The following is a 17,054-nucleotide window of genomic DNA, read 5'->3' on the forward strand; positions in this document are numbered from 1 at the left end:
ATACATGGATTAAAACTGTATCAAAACTAATCCGACCGTCTGAGTGCTTATAACAGTCTAGAAATTAGATTCCTATTTTTTACCTTTAAGAATTCCAATCATATTCAATATCTCAATTCTTCCTTTTTTAGAAAGCCGATAGACATAACTTCCAGATGAGCCTTCTTTGAGGACTAAACCACTCATTTGTTGAGAAAGTATTGGAGACATATCCGTAGATTTTACTTTTTTCCAATTTTTTGAAACAAATTGTACTAATTCATTCATAGTTAGTCCAGTCTTACTATTTGAAAGTAAAGCTAATCCTACCGCAAGTTTTCCGTTTAATTGCTTCTTAGGTAAAACAATTTGAGGATTGTTTGAGGAATCATATTCAATAATATCCTTAATTTCAGCAGTTGATGGAGAAGAAAATGAGGGCTTGTGGCTCAAGAAATCTTGTGCAGGATTGTCAGGACGTAAAGGATCTTCAAGATAGTCTTTCAATAATTCTCGAATTTTTTCAATCATAGTTTTTTTGCCATTCTTGGTTTTCCAATTATAAACGTGAGAGCCATAGTTACTTAAATCAAATATACTTAGAAATTTCCTGTTTTGCGCCAATAGTATTGTTCCAACATTCAAGCCATGACGTATTCCTAATTCATAACATACATTTGCATTATGATCAGTCATATCCGCAATTACAATATCACTTTCATTCAAATCTGTAACAATGTCTTTGATAATATTTCCACGAGTTGCTTTTGCTCGCTTACACTGAAAACCAAATCCAGAATCTTCTACAGCTGGTCGTATAATTTTTTCATAAATATGTGTCCAATTTTTTGCAGAAGTTGACTTAGTTGTAGAGAAAGGCATTATTACAAAGCATTTGTAGTCAGACATTTTGAAATCTATTTTCTAATAACGTATTGCCAAACACCGCCCGATTTTAAACGGGTCAGAATTTTTTTGCGATTAACCATATCACGACGCAATAGAGTATCGGTAGATTGTAACGAATAGTAATATCCCTCTTTTTTTAATTCATCTTGAACTTCAGTGACAAGTTTGGGTTTCTTAAAGAAATTATTATCGAGTAACAAGGAAAGCCCACCAGTCAAGCCTTTGTATGTTTTTGAATTAGTTTTTTTAGAAACATTAGAGGGAAATACAGCTTTTTCTAATTTTGAAATCCTTGATTCCAATTCTTTGATTTTTTTTGCATCAGAAGACATATCTACTTAGGAGGAATTTTTTGGATATAAGAATAGCTTCCACGTTTCCCTTCACGTTTTAAAAATTTTGAACGATTTAATGCCATTGCAATCAAGGGCAAATCAAAATTATATTTTTTGGATTTGATTTTAGACTCGACATCATGTAATGTTTTTTTATTTTCAAAGAATTTCTCCAAATACAATCCATTAACGAATGCGGTTGGAGTAGAAGGTTTTGATGAGGTTTGAATAACTTTTGGAGTCTTTGTAGTTTTTGAGAATTTTGCTTTTTGTAATTCCATAGTTCCTTCATATATTTGATTTTTATCATCAGTAATTTTTACATGAATTTTCATTTAACCACCTTTAGAGTAAGCCCATTGATGAGAAATTTGTTTTCGTTGTAACTTGCCATTACTAGTTAGATTTACCAAGATGTCAGCATATTTGGTTTGAGGATTTAATTTTGCTTTAGTTTTTAATTCTTTTTTTATCTCATTAAGTTTTTTAGGTTTGTCAAAAAATCCATTCTTTATCAAAGACAAAATAATAGATTCGTCATCAGTATTAATAGGAATAGATTTTTTTGAATTGGATTTTTCTAAAGAAAGAATACGTTTTTCATGATTTTTTAATATTTTCTTAAGTTCATTAATTTCAGACATGAAAGAAATTGTAAAACGGAATATAAAAAATTGGCTTTTATGTAAATGATGAATGAAATCAAATTGAATCTTGTTGCTTTAAACCTAGAATTTGTCTAATTCTATTGTAAGTATTCAGCACAAATTGGTTTTCTTCCTCACCAGTTAGACAATGAGATGTTTCGATTTCGAAAGTATAATCACTTGCGTCACCATAAAAATTTCTAAATGTAGCTTCCGAAATTAGACATTTTCTAATCATATTAGATGTGGTTTCGCCACATGCATTTGCATATTCCCTAATAGCATCTAGTTCTTTTTTTGTCACATTTGCGGAAATTGTAGGCATAGATTAGACTAGATCGTTCTAGATTATAATCAAATCTCAAAAATCGAATCTTAATAGATTGGATTCAAGAAACTTCAATCCAACAACGCTCTTCCTTTAGGGAAATTAAAGTACAAAGATACGACATTATCTTCTAAAGTATTAGAGATACTCATATTCATTAGAATGTTAAACTAATTTTATAAATTTCATTCCAGGTAACTCTACCGATTCAAACTACAGGGATTTGAACTATTTGTTTAGGTCCATCTATTTCATCAAGAATAATCAATCTTGCTTCCAAAACTTGTTCTAAAATAATACAATTGAAACTTGAGACCAACAACGATTAGTTGTCTGGCGACAGTTTCTATACTAAAATTAATGAAATTAGTATTTAGAGAATGCTGAGAATTTGTATGAATAATTTCTCAGTGATCATTATAAGTAAAATTGTTCTAACTAGTATAATACCGATGAGGAGTCGTTTCATCAGTGTTTACCAGACCATAGTGCTTCAGAGTCGGGTCAGCTTTTGGCCCGACTAGAATTTTAGATTTTACAATGTCTGCAAATTATTCGAAGTACTTATGAATGTCATACCATTAGCTTGATTTATTGAAAATTCAACTTTTGATAATTATTGGAATGATTGGACTGGGCATTATTGCGACAAATATGATCTATGCTCAATGTGCCCCTGATCCTAACAACACACGTGCTCCATGCTATGACAATCCTACAACATTAATCATTAAACCACATGAAGCTAAAATTGAAAGTATTGACAGACAATTGTTTTATTCCATAGGGCCTTTTTCATTGCAAAAAGAGTCTGATGACAGAATTCGTTTGCATGATGTGACTTTTACATATCCTTCATATCCAAATCCCCCAGTCCCTGGAGGGCCCGTATCTGTTACAATAGCATTTGAGGATGGAACAAAATACAGCATTTCTAAAGTCGGCGCACCTTTCCCATTTGTTGAATTCAGAGAGCATCAAGACAAACAGGCAGGAGTTAGGCGTAATGCAGATGGCACTTTTAATTTTCTGCTAAGTGTTGACATACAATCCCTATCCCCACTAAAGCAATTCAAGTCAGGAGTTTCAACAGATGAAATCCAATGCAAAGAAAATTTTGTTTTACTCCAAAAACACAGTGGCTCTCCTGCATGTGTAAAGCCTAACAGCGTCATAGATCTCATAAAACGAAATTGGATGACCACTGAGGAGATAGACGGATATGCTATTGATTATGATGGGGACGTAAAACATCTGCCATTTGCTGATATCTGTACTGATGAAATGAAGATAATTTTATTGACACACTCCAACATAGCCTCACCTGATGAAGAGTTTGTAATGGAAGATGTAATATTGCCTTCTGGAATTAACCACGAAGATTTTGAGCGATGTGCTCTTGAAACAGAATTTACAAAATCAAGATGGAATATGGTAGCAATGGAATATCCAGAGCCAGAAAGAACATCTGATGCAGAAATGCAACTATATGATGCAAGAAAATCACTTCAAGATGCATATCAAAATCACGTGAATCTAGGACCATACTACATGAAAGATGTGGTTGTTGGATTTGGAACATATGATGACACTCTGATTGTGGATATTGCATCAAAATACACAGACTCTGATTCATTTCAAATAGTCAAACAAGAAATCCAGCATATTGTAGGAAAAGACGTCAGTGTTGACTATGTAGTATATGATGAACCAATTGAGAAACACATTGAAACTGTAATTCCGTATCTGTGGAACAAAATTTTACATCAGAAGAACATAGACTTTGCTCCAAAAGACCAGACATATTGGAATAATTCAGATGGATTTTTAGAGCATGACAAGGTTTGTTCTCCACTTGTTGCACCTAACGGAACTGAATTTTTTATATCTTCAACATTTGATCTGAAACCATTTGAGATAACTGGAACATACATTGACAAAACACAGCCTGAAGGATGCCACAAAATATGGAAGACAGATGTTTTGATGACTGAGCCGGACAGAGTTACTGCATTATGGTTGGAAAATGAAAACTAGACTTTTACTATCTTTTACAATTATTGGAATTGCCTTATTTACAGTCTATGGCATATGGAACTCTACTGATACTCAAAAACAAACATTCCAATATTTGGTAGATTATGATGATCTACTTGTAAGAAGTGTGGGTATGTCAGTATACAAAACAGTAGAGAATCATCCAAACCAAGATTGCTTTCAACTTTCTTCACCAGAAGTAGAAAAATTCCCAGATGATTTTCTAGACGATTTGAAAAGTGCTTCTGAGGAGGAATTTCATGATTCTCCGCAAATCTACCCTCCAGGCGTGTATACTGGATATGGGATGACTGTAAAAAAAGAAGTGGCATTGGACCTTTTAACAAAATACAACTTTAATGAGACAAAAACTGTCTTTTCAGACAATATTGCTTCAATGCCTGATGCACAGTACCAATTTGATTGTTTTTTTGAATATGAAGACAAGCAATACATGTTGAGGATATCATTTCAAAATCAAATATCTGATGGGAATTTTGTTAATGTAAATTTCACCCAAAATTTTGGATTTCCACACATAGAGAATCAACACATTACAGTATTTTATGGTGGATTTAACAGCACAGTTCTGTTTCACAATAACTTGGATGAAGACGTGATTCTTTATTCAAATGATCCTGTAGTGAATTTTATTGATGCAGATGATGGAGATGTTCATGAAAATAGATTTGCAAAAACACTAAATGAATTTGAAACAGTAATTCCTCCAGGCAAGTTTTTCTCGTATTATTTCTCTCCATATGATGACAAGAATAACGAACCAATCTCATATGTTGTAAAACCGTTTGATCTTCAAGGAAGTGTTACTGTAAAACCATATCCTCGATGCATGACAGAAAATGATGTGACCTCCCTTTATGGAACCGTGAAAGTCTATCCAAAGTTTCCAAAGTATCTGCCAGAGGGATACTCTTTTGAATGCGGAGTGCACAATACAAATGCGTCTGTGCATCTTGTTTATTTCACTGATGAGCAACGCTCAAAGTTTCCTGACACTCATAATTCTGTATTTGATAGAGAATTTTTCTCCGATGATGGTTTGGTAATTGACTATTATGATGAGGCATGGAATGGTTGGATTGAAGATCCAAACTATGACAAGTTTGAAAAAGCACAAGAAAATTCAGAGCATCCACAATCAAAAACACTTACCATTTCAGATCAACCTGCAGTTATGATTAAGGAGTATTTTTGGAAAGATGGAAAACAACAATCATTTAACAGATTGGAGATTTTTCTTGATGAAGAGCAAATTCGAATAAAGAGTAGTTTGGATGAAGAAGAAATAATCAAAATTGCCGAATCCTTCTTTTGAAAATTAAAAAAATGACACAAACCTTCTCAAGTATTTGTAGAATACATTCTTAAAATCTATGACTTACTTTTTGATAAATTCGATTTTTAGCCCTTACTCGTAATTTTGTATTACAACAAGAACAACGAATCAAATCTGTTTGAATAAATCGAGTGCATATAGAACACCACTTTAACCCATTTTGATATTTTACTCCCCCATCAAACCTTTTTACCTTAAAACAAACACAATATCCTTTACATCTTGGTGCCAAGATGAACTAAAGAAAATCACCCTACATAAGAAAGATGTATTGTAGTGTTTGCAAATGATTGCAAAATAAACTCCCTAGTTAATAGTAAAATTGTTTCATTCTTTTCGTGGACAGAACTATTGTCATGCTAATAGGAGTTATCTCTCTTGGAGCTGCACTTGGTATTTTCTTTTTAGATGCCGAATTACCTTTACAATCATTTGCAGAAAACAACTCTGTCCACAAATCCCCCACAACACGTACCTATACTGTAATTGCTGAGGACACAACACTTGAGATTGCACCTGGGACTAGAGTTGAAGCTTGGACTTACAATGGAACCATACCTGGTCCAACATTGAGGGCAACAGAAGGTGATCGAGTAATTATTAATTTTATCAATAATGGAAAACTTCCACATACTATGCATTTTCATGGTGATCATAATGAAAAAAATGATGGAGTGTTCCAAGAAGTTCTTCCAGGTGAATCCTATACCTATGATTTCATTGCAGAACCTGCAGGATTATTCATGTACCATTGTCATGTAATGCCCGTATCTGAACATATTCGAAATGGATTGTATGGTGCATTCATTGTAGATCCAAAGGAAGGATTAGAACCTGCCAGAGAATATGTTCTAGTCAAAGGAGAATATGATTTAGAAGACCAAGAGACTTGGACTCCAGATTATGTTTTCTTTAATGGATATGCTGATCAATACTGGAATAACCCATTACCTGTAAAGACTGGAGAAAAAGTAAGATTGTATTATGTTGACATGGGTGCAATTGCAGCATTTGGATTTCACATTCATGGAACGATATTTGATACAATAATATCTGGAATATGGGAAAATAAACCAATCAAAACACAAACATGGGAAGTAAGTCCAGGAAATGCAGCTATATTTGAGGCGACATGGAAAGAACCAGGAAGATATCTTTTCCACTTGCATGGTACTCCTGAAGAGAAAGGAACCATGGCTTACTTTGATGTGAGGGATGCTTCCTCTGATGCAGTAGACGGAGTAGATATTGCAAAAACAAAGTCTATTGACATGTGGGAATGGCAAAAACAGATTACACTTGATTTACAACAACCAGATGCAAATGGCAAGATTACAAAAACATCTACCAGTTCGTCTGGACATTCCCAACACGATATTTCTACATCTGCTGAAATTGATGAATCTCAGATAGTTGAAACAAATCTTTGTGATGTGGAAACTGGTTCTGCAGTTCCATCATCAAACAAATCATACTATCCAAAATTCAACCAGGCAAATGCTGGTGATATTGTGACATGGACTAACAAAGACATTTCTGTACATACCATTACTAGCAATGATGATCTGTTTGACTCTGGAATGATGATGCCAGGTGATACATTTGAACAAAAATTCGATGATCCAGGCGTGTATGAATATTACTGCATGCTTCATCCTTGGATGACTGGAGCTGTGAAAATAAAATAACTATTTTTCAAATGATATTTCCATCATTCTGTCTTTGATGATGACATCAATTTTCTTCTCAAACACATCATTGAATATTAATTCCAACACTGTTTTGTGATATAATGACCAATTATATCCTAAATCATGTTTTATGATGTAATTGTTGGTTGAATTATTTACTGTATGATTCATTTCAAAATCCGATATCTTCATTCTTGTGACAAACCATGATACAAAAGAATCAACATCCATGGAACCTTTCATGAACGTAGCAATATCTGAAACAATGTCTTGTCCTATCTGTTTTGCCAAATCTACTGTCTCTTGTTCTGAAAGCTTTTGAAACAATGCACTGACAATGGGTTTTGCTATTGGAACCATCCCTACCTTAGGTACAAACATATCCCAGTCTACATATCTTGAAAAAATCTTGTTTGCCAATATGTTCAAACTAACCCCTTGGGATTCTGATTCTTTCCTCATTTTGTCTAAAATATGACTTTCTAGTCTGAATGACATGGTTTCTGTCTTCTTTTTTTGTTCTTCAGTCAAGTATTCTGTTAAGCATGATGTTCATTAATAATGTCTTTTGATCATCTTGATTGCAATTATTTGCAAACAGTTTGTTACCTCCTGTTTATTTGAAATAATTCCAATAGATCAATCATGTGTAAAGAAAAAAGAAAAAAATTTGATAATGACATGGATGAATGGCAAAGACTAGAAAAATGGAAGATTGGACGGAGGAATTTTCCATAACGTGGATCATTTGTTCATTAGTGTTTTAAGCAAATCTTGCAAATACTAAACATGTCAAATGAAAATAAATCTGAATCTTGGGAGCAACTATACGGATTGTCATGGACCATAATTGATGAAGAATAATCTCAAAGATTAGTATCTAAATTTCAAGTATAATCAGGACATCCTTGATACCCTACATGGTAATACTGCAAAGATAACTTGGTCAGATATTCATTAATTGAATATTTTTCAAAATATTAGATAGGAGGTATCTGTGTACTTGCAAGAGCATTCTCTAATGCTGCCAAGTGTGCATGATGATTCACTGGAGTAAAGTCTGTAGCACCAAACAATGCTTTTTCCAATAGATCTGGTCTTTCAGATTTCATATCTAGTACGGCTTTTTCAAATTTTGTAATAATCTCAGGACTTATCATATCTGTTCTGTATGTAATTCCATGAGTTGGTACTGGGCCTTGTTTCTCTATTACTTTGATCTGACTTTGTTCTTCTGGAGTAAGGTAGCGATATTTGGCATGATCTCCACCTGCTGCAATATCTACTTGGCCTTCAATCAATGCATTAAGTGATTGTTGGTATCCACCGCTAAACAAAACATTGTTGAAAAATGTATTAGCTTCATCTCCTGATTTTATCAATCCCTTATCTACAAGCTTTGCCATAGGAAACAAATATCCGCTAGTTGATGTGGGACCTGAAAATGCAACATTCTTACCTTTTGCATCTTCTAGTTTGTTAATTCCGCTATCTTTCTTTACCCAAAATTCACTCCAATAAAATGTGTCTAATTTTTCACCAGATGCACTTGTAAAGGGACGAACTTCGGCCATAAACAGCATTGTCTTTTGATTACTTCTTTCGTAGGCAAATTCTGCAGGTCGTGCACTCATAAAAGCAATTTGTGTATCACCTGTTACAATCGATTCAACAGTTGTAGTTGCATCTGTTGGAAAGAAAACTTCTGTTTCAACACCAAGTTTGTCTGTAAAATATTCTTCTAACATATTAGATTGTAATTCAAACACCATTGGATCCTCATTTGGCATAACTGCTATTGTAATTTTCTTAATCTTATCTGGAGTATTTACCTGACTGTTGGTGACAAAATCTGAATTGTTATCAGATAATCCATTAATTGAAAATCCAACTGCTAAACCTGCAACCGCTGCAATAATTACAGAAATTACTAGAATTGGTTTTGCTGAATTACTCACAAATAATTTGTATACTTGACTTTGTTATTAACTAATTCCAAATTTCATAATCTTGTTTTAGTTTTTTAAAATATGAAATGAACTATATTTTTACAAGATTGATTTTTTCAACTAAATTCTTTAAAGTTATTCTATGTTTTTAGAACAATTAGTTTTTTTAAATTCATTAAAATTTAATATTTTTTGTTTGGCAAAAAAACTTAATCCTTTACTTGTAGAAAAATACGATATTTCAAATAAGATATTCAATGAACTTGCAAATTTGGAATCAAGACATATTCTGTTTTCTATAATTGATAAGGTAAAAACAGTTGAAGATATTTCTAGAGAGTTAAAAATTCCTATCAGTTCAGTATATAAAAAAATTCATAGTCTTAATGACTGCTCATTAATTTTAGAGAAATCAGATTTTTCAAAAAAAGGCCATATTGTAATATGGTATCAAAGTAAAATTAAAGATGTGAAAATCAATCTTACAAAATATGAGCCCATAATCTCATTTACCAAAAACAGGAAAGTAAACGATGGGTAAACTAACATCATTGAAAATATGCGTTAGGTGTGGAAATGTCTACAGTACTCATCCAATGAAACCTCCCAAAGATCAATGCCCAAAATGCAGAGTCATGGTGTCATGAGCATTGACGTGTAGAGGAATATGTGAAAGATACCGCTCTGAGAACAAGAGATATGGTCCTGGAATCAAAAGATGTACTTCTTGCGATGCCTATCTTGAATTTGAAGGAGGTCAGTGTCCATGTTGCAGAACTCAGCTACGTGTAAAAAGAAAAAGTAAATGATTCAACCTGAATATTATTTTGATAGAACCGATAGAATTGGCATTGCATCCCATTGGTGTAGATAATAATTCAAAACACCTGAACAGACATTGTCATATTTTTTGAAAAATTCTTTTGCCTCATCTTCTGTTGACTCAAAAATTGCCATTGAGGATTGTTCATTTTCAAATGAACCAGACCACATGATTTTTCCTTGTGATTGCCATTCATCCACTAGCGCGGCTACTTGTGGGGCAATCATCTGCAAATCTAAAGAATTAGTATCTTCTCTAAGATTACTTACAAGCACCCAAGGTTTTGTTTCTTGTTGACTCATAAAATAGTTCTTAGAAATTTAATATTAAACATGTTGAATGATTTACCATGTTATTACAATTACATGAAACAGGATCTTAAAAATAAAATATGATTTGTTGTTATAGAATAATATTGTAAAATTGCAGACACCTATAATATTTAGAAAAATAAACTTACAATGAACTTGTATGTTGGTCTATCATTTCCTTTACAAGGCATACAAGATCAAGTCATTGGAAAAATTGGATCTATAATAGTTATTCATCCTAACCGACCACGGATTATTACTATTGGCATCTTTGGGTCAGCATTCAATTTTTTCAATGATTTTTAAATTAATGATATTATAGTTTGGATAAAACAGACCTCTCATATTTTTAAAAAACATTTTCAAGAATCAAGCATTCATTATTTTACTTTTGACTTATAACTATTGTTCTGATAGAAATGAAAACAATTCATGTTTAATGATATTTTGTGATATGATGATTAATGAGATATTACAGGCGTAGAAGAACCCATAGACTATTTTCCTTAATCATGTATACTGTAATCTTTTCATTTGTTGGAGTGATACTACTTTATGGCACAGCTGATTTTATGCAAAACATCTTTGACAAACCTTGATTTGGAATACTCTTTTTTTACTGTGACTTAAAATATTCTTGGTATAAATAAAACAAATTTCTAATTAAATTGTGTCTGAACCTACTGATACAATCACTATTCGTGTACCTGTATCTCTTAAAAGGAATTTAGAAAACATGTGCCAAAAAAATCAAATGAGTTTGAACCTACTGATTAATCAGATACTCACAAAAAACTCTCAATGGGATGAGCATCTTACAAAAATGGGCTGGCTGCAGTTTAATCCAGCAGTTGTTAAATCTCTCTTTGAATTTTTAAACGAACAACAAATGTCCGAACTTGCAAAATCAACAAAACATGATATCATTAATGGGATAAAATTTATCTATGGAGATACCAGCTTACAACACACTTCTGAATTCATACAAACTTGGTTAAACTCTACGAACATTCCATTCAGATACAATGAAGACTCAAATTCCCATAAATTCCTTGTAAATCACATTCTGGGTAAAAATTGGTCAATGTTTGCAGTCAAGATTTCAAAAGAATTTGTCTCTGAATTGGGATATGAAATAACAGACTTGCATGTGTCTGATGATTCTTATTCTTTTACAATTCTCAAATAATTTTTATTGTGTTCAAATGTATACCATTAGATTATATTTTTAAATTTAATTTTATTACTTGACTATGGGATCAAGAATAACTATAATGCTTGATGACGATGTGATGAAAAAACTTAGAACTATTCAAGCAAAACAGATTAGAGATTCTGCACAATCCGTAAGTTTTTCAAAAATAATAAATCAACAACTACAAAAGACTCTGAAGTAGTTTTTATTTACTAAAGTTCTGACGATTATTTTCTATGACCAATTTCAAGACCAATTCGTATCTAAATGGGGTTGAAATAATGGGAGAATGATACCATACAGCGATCCAATGACATCCACAATTCCATTTATCAATATGTTGATCAAAAATCTTTTCAAGAACAATTTTTCTTAAAATTGAATTTTATTATTTTTGATCGGTTCTCCTATCAAGTTAAATAGCATTTTTATGAAATTCATATGTTGGCATTTAAAATTAAATACAGATTCAGAGACGAGACAAAATATTTTTCATGCATAATGACATATGAGCAGTTTAAAAATTTTCAGCAGTTGCCAATGGTTGAAGAATGTGAAGTGATGACAAAAGATGAAAAGAATGTTGCTAAATATCAAGATGACATCCAAAAAGCACTAAATAAAGCAGTGCAAAACAGTACCAGTCATATCAAAAAACTATCCGAATCTATATGATGTTGGTGTGAACCAATTTGGAACCCGTCAAATCTGATGAAATACCCACACGTTAAAACTGTACTAATTCTCACAAATCACTTCACTTTTTTTTCCTCCATCATAAAGAGAGATTATGGCATCAATGTTACATTCAGATATGTATGGAAATTCAGTCTTTATAGTAGGATGCATCAGATCTTCTGGAGCAGAAGAGTGTGCAAGTCCTAGTGCATGTCCTAATTCATGTCTAAGAATAGTTTCAAATCCTGCTTTAGATAATTTGTCTACCTCAAAAATTGTAATTTCTGATTTTAGTATTTGATTTTGTGTTTCATCTGCAATTGATTTTGTATACCCAGAATATCCATCACCACTTTTCTGCGTGGTTAATTTTATAGTAATGTCCCCTTCTCCTCTTTGCGATTCTATTACATCAAATTTTTTTGGAATGTATAATTCAGTTGAAACTTCAGATGCTTTTGAGAGTGCACCTGCCCACCCAATATAGTACAATGAAGTAGTTCCCTTAGGACCCTTATGTGTTAAGGAATTATCAACCTCTATTACTTTATCAGACAGGACCACATTTTTTATAATCTCTAGTTTGTCAGGATATTTTTGAGCATCTGGAACATTTACGTAAATAACAGCATCTTCTACAAGTCTCCATGAGAGCCATGTATCGATGGTGTCTCCTCTAAGATTTTGAATCACATAACTAGATTTAATATCTCCTATGTTAGCCATTTTGTATTCTTGACCTATTAAATCAATTACCAATAAAGAATAACTCACTGAAGATAAAGTCACAACTAATGATGCACAGACTAATACCAACAGAATTTTTTTTGAAAGTTTCTTGTTTAGTTCCTTTTCTGTCGTAACTGTATTTTCAAGAAATTTCTTTGCCATCTGGAGTTCCTTTGTATCGTGTTTGAATTTTTCCAATTCTTGTTGCAACTGTTCTTTTTTTCTCTGTGTGATTTTTGATTTTTGTTTAAGATCTATGTTAATTTTTTTGAGCAGTGCTTTTTCCTGCTCCAATTCTCGCATAATGTGAGAATCTGTATAATCATCTTTTGGCATTGTAATCCCACGCCTCATATGTTATTTTGAGAAATCAAGAAGAGTTTAATCTCTCCAAGTGAGCAAGTAATTCGTCTGGATCAATTGGTTTTCTCAAAAATATCTTTACTCCCTTTGCAATAAGATTCTCTTCGTCCTCGTTTGATACTGATGATGCAGTAAGAATTGCTATTTTGTTTTTATTCATGAGGTCGTTTTTTACCATATCATCAATAATGTTATGACCAGAATATTCAGGCATTGCCAGATCAAGCAATATTGTGTCAAAATTCTTTTGCTTTATCATTTGTAATCCGTTTCTCCCATCTCCTATACTTGTTGCATTGTGACCTTTTGCATTCATGTATGAGCAAATCATATCTGTAATGCTTTGGTTGTCATCAATCACAAGTATGTTCAATTCATAATGTATGAAATTTTAGTATTTTTAAGTATGTATGTGTAATATTTTATTTAACACTATTTGGTGTACTAAAGAAAAAAGTAGTACCTTTCTGAGGCATACTCTCTACCCAAATCTTGCCTCCCAATCCAACTACGATTCCTTTACAAATTGAGAGTCCAAGACCAGTGCCTCCATGTCTTCTTGTTGCAGATGTATCTATTTGATAAAATTTCTTAAACAAGTCTTCCTGTTTTTCTTTTCTTATTCCTATCCCGTTATCTTTTACATAAAATAATACAGAGTCATCTTCTCTAGTAGCACCGATCTCAATTTTTCCATCACCATCATGTACAAAATCCACTGCATTTTTAATTAAGTTTGAAAAAACTTGTTTAATTCTGTCAGGATCACTTTTGAATGTATGCTCATCACTAGTAGTATTTGTAAATGAAATATTTTTTTCTTGCATGTAAATTTGGTGTTCATCATAAATCTCTTCCATCATTTTATCTAATCTGATTTCAGAGAATTTAAATTTCATGGTGCCTAGCTCAATTCTTTGAGCATCTAAAAGATCACCAATTAATCTCTCAAGTTGTACAGCATTATGATAAATCTGATTTACTGATTCTTTTTGTTTCTGATTTAGTTCTCCAAATTCAGGATCATTTAGCATTTTTGCATGAAATTTTATAGGAAACAATGGAGTTTTTAGCTCGTGAGATACCATTGAGGCAAACTCACCTTTTTGTTTGTCAATTGTTTTTAGTGTGTCTAACTTCTCTTTCAACAACTCATTATACTTGTGTTCCAACTCTTTTACTTGGTATGCTTCTGATTGATCAAGTATGATATTCATATAGCCATTAGTTTTGGCAGAACTGTTCATAATGCTACTACTGCTAAATAGAACAGGAAATTCGGTACCATCTTTCTTCTTTAACCAGTTCTTTCTATCTTTTAATTCGCCTGATTTTTGTAATTCCTCAAAATACTTCTGAGCGATTTCTTGTCCTTTGTCTGAAACTACAACTGAAAATGGTTTTCCAATTAGTTCATCAGATGAGTATTGGAACAGATGTTGAAATTTTTCATTATATGATTCTATTTTCCCACTTAAATCAATCACAAGTATTGCATAGGGCGAAAGATTGTAGAGGTTCCTGAATTTTTCTTCTGATTTTAAGAGAAGCTTTTGGGTTTTTGTTAAAAACTCATTTGATGTTTTTATATCATCATTAGATTTTTGTAATTTGATTCTTTGGCGTTTCAAGAAAGTGTTAAACTTTTCAGCCCTGAAAAGCAAAAATGGAATGAATATAGAAAGGAAGATGCCGATAAAAAGAGTTCCAATTTCAAAATATAAGAAAGAATTTTCTGATGGGACATACCATAAAATATACTCTAAAGTAATTGGCTGTTGGGTTTTAAAAGAAAACAGAGTGGTGTTTCTTTGAACATGAACAGAATTGTCTAATTGTTCCTTTGTAAATTCAATATTTTGTGTTTGGATTTTAGTACCATCGCTTTCTATCTCCAAGAGAGTAAATGTTCTATCTTGGGCATATACAATTAGTTTAAAGATATTCTGTGGTATGATTCCTTCAATATTTAGATACTCAAATGGTATTGCAAGTACCATTATCAATTCTTTATCAATTGGAACCGCTATTGTTCCTACCTTTTGATCATCTATTATGACAGGAATGCTTGTAAAAATATCATTAAAATCAAAATTTTTAAAATTTTTGTCAGGGTATGATTCTACTATCATACTCCCATTAAGAACAAAAATATTTTTAATTTCTGGAATCTGTACAAGAACCCCTTTCATGAATTGCTCATATTCATCGGCAGTAACAAATTCAGAGCTCTCATAGAAACTTTTGACGTTTGCTCCTATCAAATTGAGAATCTGTTCCTTTTCATCTAATTCAGAGTTGATTAAATCTACAGTGTGTTCTCTGTCTGTTTTAATGAGTTGAAATTTAATATTCTCATATTGAACATAACTGAAAATTGTGGCAAATAAAATCACAGAACCGATGGCTATGAAAAGCAAATATTTTAGCCAGATTTTGTTGGGATCCATCTGTATTCTGAGTGAATTTGGTTTATAATGGTTTGAGGGCTAAATTTATTTTTCATGGGCAAGAAATATTTAAAATATCTCTCACTTGTGCTGATTTTTTCGCATCTTCTGAAAAAAGAAGTATGATAGTATTATGGTCTAGTTTGATTTGACAAAATTTGTGACATTTCTTTTTGTTTGTCTATACCCCAACAACACAATGCTTGGGTATAGACAACGGTTTCCCGTTTGACCTTTTCAAACCTCTATGCATTTTTTAATACCAATTTCTTCTGATGATTAATGCCTGTTTTTCTAGATATGCACAAATTGGGGGATTACACCAAAGAGCAATTAATTATGGAATTAGAAGATGAAGCCGATGAATTTGGTGTCACAGTACATCAAATGATGTTTAATGAAAAGGAAGATATCTTGCATTGTATTTGTTCAGCCCCTGATATAGATTCTATAGAAAAACATCATATGAAATTTAACACGAAATGCAATAAAATTTTTCCAATTGACGAAATAAAGACCGATAAAATTACCAAAGACGAGAAATTAAAAGTAATTGGAGAACTTTCTTCTCGATTAGCACACGATATCAGAAATCCTTTAACCGTCATACAAACCTCTGTGGATGTTTTAAAATCAAAATATCCTGATATGTCTAAAAAAGAAACTATAAAATTTGATATGATAAAATCTGCAATAAATAGAATTGAACATCAAATAGATGATGTGTTGGGATTTGTATCTTCCAAGAAGCTAAATTTTAATTTAAACAATATATCTGAAATTTTGGATTCCTCGTTTATAGGAATACATATTCCTAAAAAAATATCTGTGAATAAATCCCAAAATAATGTTCCTCTTTATTGTGATTTTGAATCAATACGTGTTCTTTTTGTAAATATTATCCTTAATGCGATACAAGCAATGAACAATTTTGGAAAAATAGATATCAAGATAACTCGAGATACGGATAATGTTTTAATCTCTTTTGAAAATTCTGGACCTAGTATACCTGAGAAAATAATCTCAAAAATATTTGATCCTTTGTTTACTACTAAACAAACAGGTACTGGTTTAGGTTTAGTTAGTTGTAAACAAATTGTAGAGGCGCATGGTGGTAAAATAGAAGTAACAAACAACCCTACAACATTTACTGTAATTTTACCTCAAAAACATATATCCTGATTTATTGTTTTAGACTGCAAGAGTAAAAGGAGAAATTTTTTCATTAAGAAAAATAATTGTTTTGCTGGATACAAACCTGGCCAATTAGTTT

Annotated in this window: 20 protein-coding genes; 9 read left to right on the forward strand and 11 right to left on the reverse strand. The window is 32.2% G+C overall.

Annotation, left to right across the window (positions count from 1 at the left end):
* Window positions 1–72: 72 nt before the first annotated feature.
* Genes ACX119_RS02035 through ACX119_RS02055 form a run of 5 tightly spaced genes read right to left on the reverse strand, consistent with a single transcriptional unit; the run spans window position 73 to window position 2,195 of the window.
* Entirely contained in the window at window positions 73–888 is an 816-nt protein-coding gene (locus tag ACX119_RS02035) for a hypothetical protein (protein ID WP_459351484.1), read from the reverse strand.
* A gap of 8 nt (window positions 889–896) precedes the next feature.
* Entirely contained in the window at window positions 897–1,220 is a 324-nt protein-coding gene (locus ACX119_RS02040; RefSeq protein ID WP_459351485.1) for a hypothetical protein, read from the reverse strand.
* 2 nt (window positions 1,221–1,222) lie between these two features.
* Complete coding sequence (locus tag ACX119_RS02045; protein ID WP_459351486.1) at window positions 1,223–1,558, reverse strand: hypothetical protein; 336 nt, start codon at window positions 1,556–1,558, stop codon at window positions 1,223–1,225.
* Window positions 1,559–1,867: a hypothetical protein gene (locus ACX119_RS02050; RefSeq protein ID WP_459351487.1), complete on the reverse strand. Its 309-nt coding sequence runs from the start codon at window positions 1,865–1,867 to the stop codon at window positions 1,559–1,561.
* A 58-nt stretch (window positions 1,868–1,925) separates the two neighbouring features.
* Window positions 1,926–2,195, reverse strand: coding sequence for a hypothetical protein (locus ACX119_RS02055; protein ID WP_459351488.1), 270 nt, complete (start codon window positions 2,193–2,195; stop codon window positions 1,926–1,928).
* A gap of 597 nt (window positions 2,196–2,792) precedes the next feature.
* Between ACX119_RS02055 and ACX119_RS02060 the strand changes: the two genes are divergently transcribed.
* The 3 genes from ACX119_RS02060 to ACX119_RS02070 all read left to right on the forward strand — a co-directional run bounded on the left by ACX119_RS02060 (window position 2,793) and on the right by ACX119_RS02070 (window position 7,280).
* Window positions 2,793–4,235 (forward strand): hypothetical protein, encoded by a 1,443-nt coding sequence (locus tag ACX119_RS02060; protein ID WP_459351489.1) that lies wholly within the window; start codon window positions 2,793–2,795, stop codon window positions 4,233–4,235.
* Window positions 4,225–5,571, forward strand: a complete 1,347-nt coding sequence (locus ACX119_RS02065) for a hypothetical protein (protein ID WP_459351490.1) — start codon at window positions 4,225–4,227, stop codon at window positions 5,569–5,571. The genes ACX119_RS02060 and ACX119_RS02065 overlap by 11 nt, the downstream gene beginning before the upstream one ends.
* Window positions 5,572–5,930: 359 nt before the next feature.
* Window positions 5,931–7,280, forward strand: coding sequence for a multicopper oxidase domain-containing protein (locus tag ACX119_RS02070; protein WP_459351491.1), 1,350 nt, complete (start codon window positions 5,931–5,933; stop codon window positions 7,278–7,280).
* Here ACX119_RS02070 and ACX119_RS02075 read toward each other — a convergent pair whose 3' ends face one another.
* Both ACX119_RS02075 and ACX119_RS02080 read right to left on the reverse strand, forming a co-directional pair.
* Window positions 7,281–7,814, reverse strand: a complete 534-nt coding sequence (locus tag ACX119_RS02075) for a hypothetical protein (protein ID WP_459351492.1) — start codon at window positions 7,812–7,814, stop codon at window positions 7,281–7,283.
* 449 nt (window positions 7,815–8,263) lie between these two features.
* Window positions 8,264–9,241: a phosphate/phosphite/phosphonate ABC transporter substrate-binding protein gene (locus tag ACX119_RS02080; RefSeq protein WP_459351493.1), complete on the reverse strand. Its 978-nt coding sequence runs from the start codon at window positions 9,239–9,241 to the stop codon at window positions 8,264–8,266.
* A gap of 187 nt (window positions 9,242–9,428) precedes the next feature.
* On the opposite strand from ACX119_RS02080, the gene ACX119_RS02085 reads away from it, so the two are divergent.
* Together ACX119_RS02085 and ACX119_RS02090 are read left to right on the forward strand one after the other, a co-directional pair.
* Window positions 9,429–9,773 carry a hypothetical protein gene (locus ACX119_RS02085; protein ID WP_459351494.1) on the forward strand — a complete coding sequence of 115 codons (345 nt, stop codon included), beginning with the start codon at window positions 9,429–9,431 and terminating at the stop codon, window positions 9,771–9,773.
* A 109-nt stretch (window positions 9,774–9,882) separates the two neighbouring features.
* The gene (locus tag ACX119_RS02090; protein ID WP_459351495.1) at window positions 9,883–10,041 is read left to right on the forward strand and encodes a hypothetical protein; all 159 of its coding nucleotides are present in this window, start codon (window positions 9,883–9,885) and stop codon (window positions 10,039–10,041) included.
* Between the two features lie 13 nt (window positions 10,042–10,054).
* Here the strand turns inward: ACX119_RS02090 and ACX119_RS02095 are convergent, their stop codons facing one another.
* Window positions 10,055–10,357, reverse strand: a complete 303-nt coding sequence (locus ACX119_RS02095) for a hypothetical protein (protein WP_459351496.1) — start codon at window positions 10,355–10,357, stop codon at window positions 10,055–10,057.
* 679 nt (window positions 10,358–11,036) lie between these two features.
* Between ACX119_RS02095 and ACX119_RS02100 the strand changes: the two genes are divergently transcribed.
* The 3 genes from ACX119_RS02100 (at window position 11,037) to ACX119_RS02110 (ending at window position 12,236) form a co-directional block, all read left to right on the forward strand.
* Entirely contained in the window at window positions 11,037–11,555 is a 519-nt protein-coding gene (locus ACX119_RS02100) for a hypothetical protein (protein ID WP_459351497.1), read from the forward strand.
* Window positions 11,556–11,619: 64 nt separating this feature from the next.
* On the forward strand, window positions 11,620–11,763 hold the full coding sequence (locus tag ACX119_RS02105; protein WP_459351498.1) for a hypothetical protein: 144 nt from the start codon (window positions 11,620–11,622) through the stop codon (window positions 11,761–11,763).
* A gap of 299 nt (window positions 11,764–12,062) precedes the next feature.
* Entirely contained in the window at window positions 12,063–12,236 is a 174-nt protein-coding gene (locus ACX119_RS02110; RefSeq protein WP_459351982.1) for a hypothetical protein, read from the forward strand.
* 63 nt (window positions 12,237–12,299) lie between these two features.
* Here ACX119_RS02110 and ACX119_RS02115 read toward each other — a convergent pair whose 3' ends face one another.
* Genes ACX119_RS02115 through ACX119_RS02125 form a run of 3 tightly spaced genes read right to left on the reverse strand, consistent with a single transcriptional unit; the run spans window position 12,300 to window position 15,781 of the window.
* Entirely contained in the window at window positions 12,300–13,304 is a 1,005-nt protein-coding gene (locus ACX119_RS02115; RefSeq protein WP_459351499.1) for a matrixin family metalloprotease, read from the reverse strand.
* Between the two features lie 34 nt (window positions 13,305–13,338).
* Window positions 13,339–13,704: a response regulator gene (locus tag ACX119_RS02120; protein ID WP_459351500.1), complete on the reverse strand. Its 366-nt coding sequence runs from the start codon at window positions 13,702–13,704 to the stop codon at window positions 13,339–13,341.
* Between the two features lie 49 nt (window positions 13,705–13,753).
* Complete coding sequence (locus ACX119_RS02125; RefSeq protein WP_459351501.1) at window positions 13,754–15,781, reverse strand: PAS domain-containing sensor histidine kinase; 2,028 nt, start codon at window positions 15,779–15,781, stop codon at window positions 13,754–13,756.
* A 282-nt stretch (window positions 15,782–16,063) separates the two neighbouring features.
* Between ACX119_RS02125 and ACX119_RS02130 the strand changes: the two genes are divergently transcribed.
* Window positions 16,064–16,963 carry a sensor histidine kinase gene (locus tag ACX119_RS02130; RefSeq protein ID WP_459351502.1) on the forward strand — a complete coding sequence of 300 codons (900 nt, stop codon included), beginning with the start codon at window positions 16,064–16,066 and terminating at the stop codon, window positions 16,961–16,963.
* Window positions 16,964–17,054 lie beyond the last annotated feature (91 nt).

The organism is Nitrosopumilus sp. S4 (assembly GCF_054515835.1).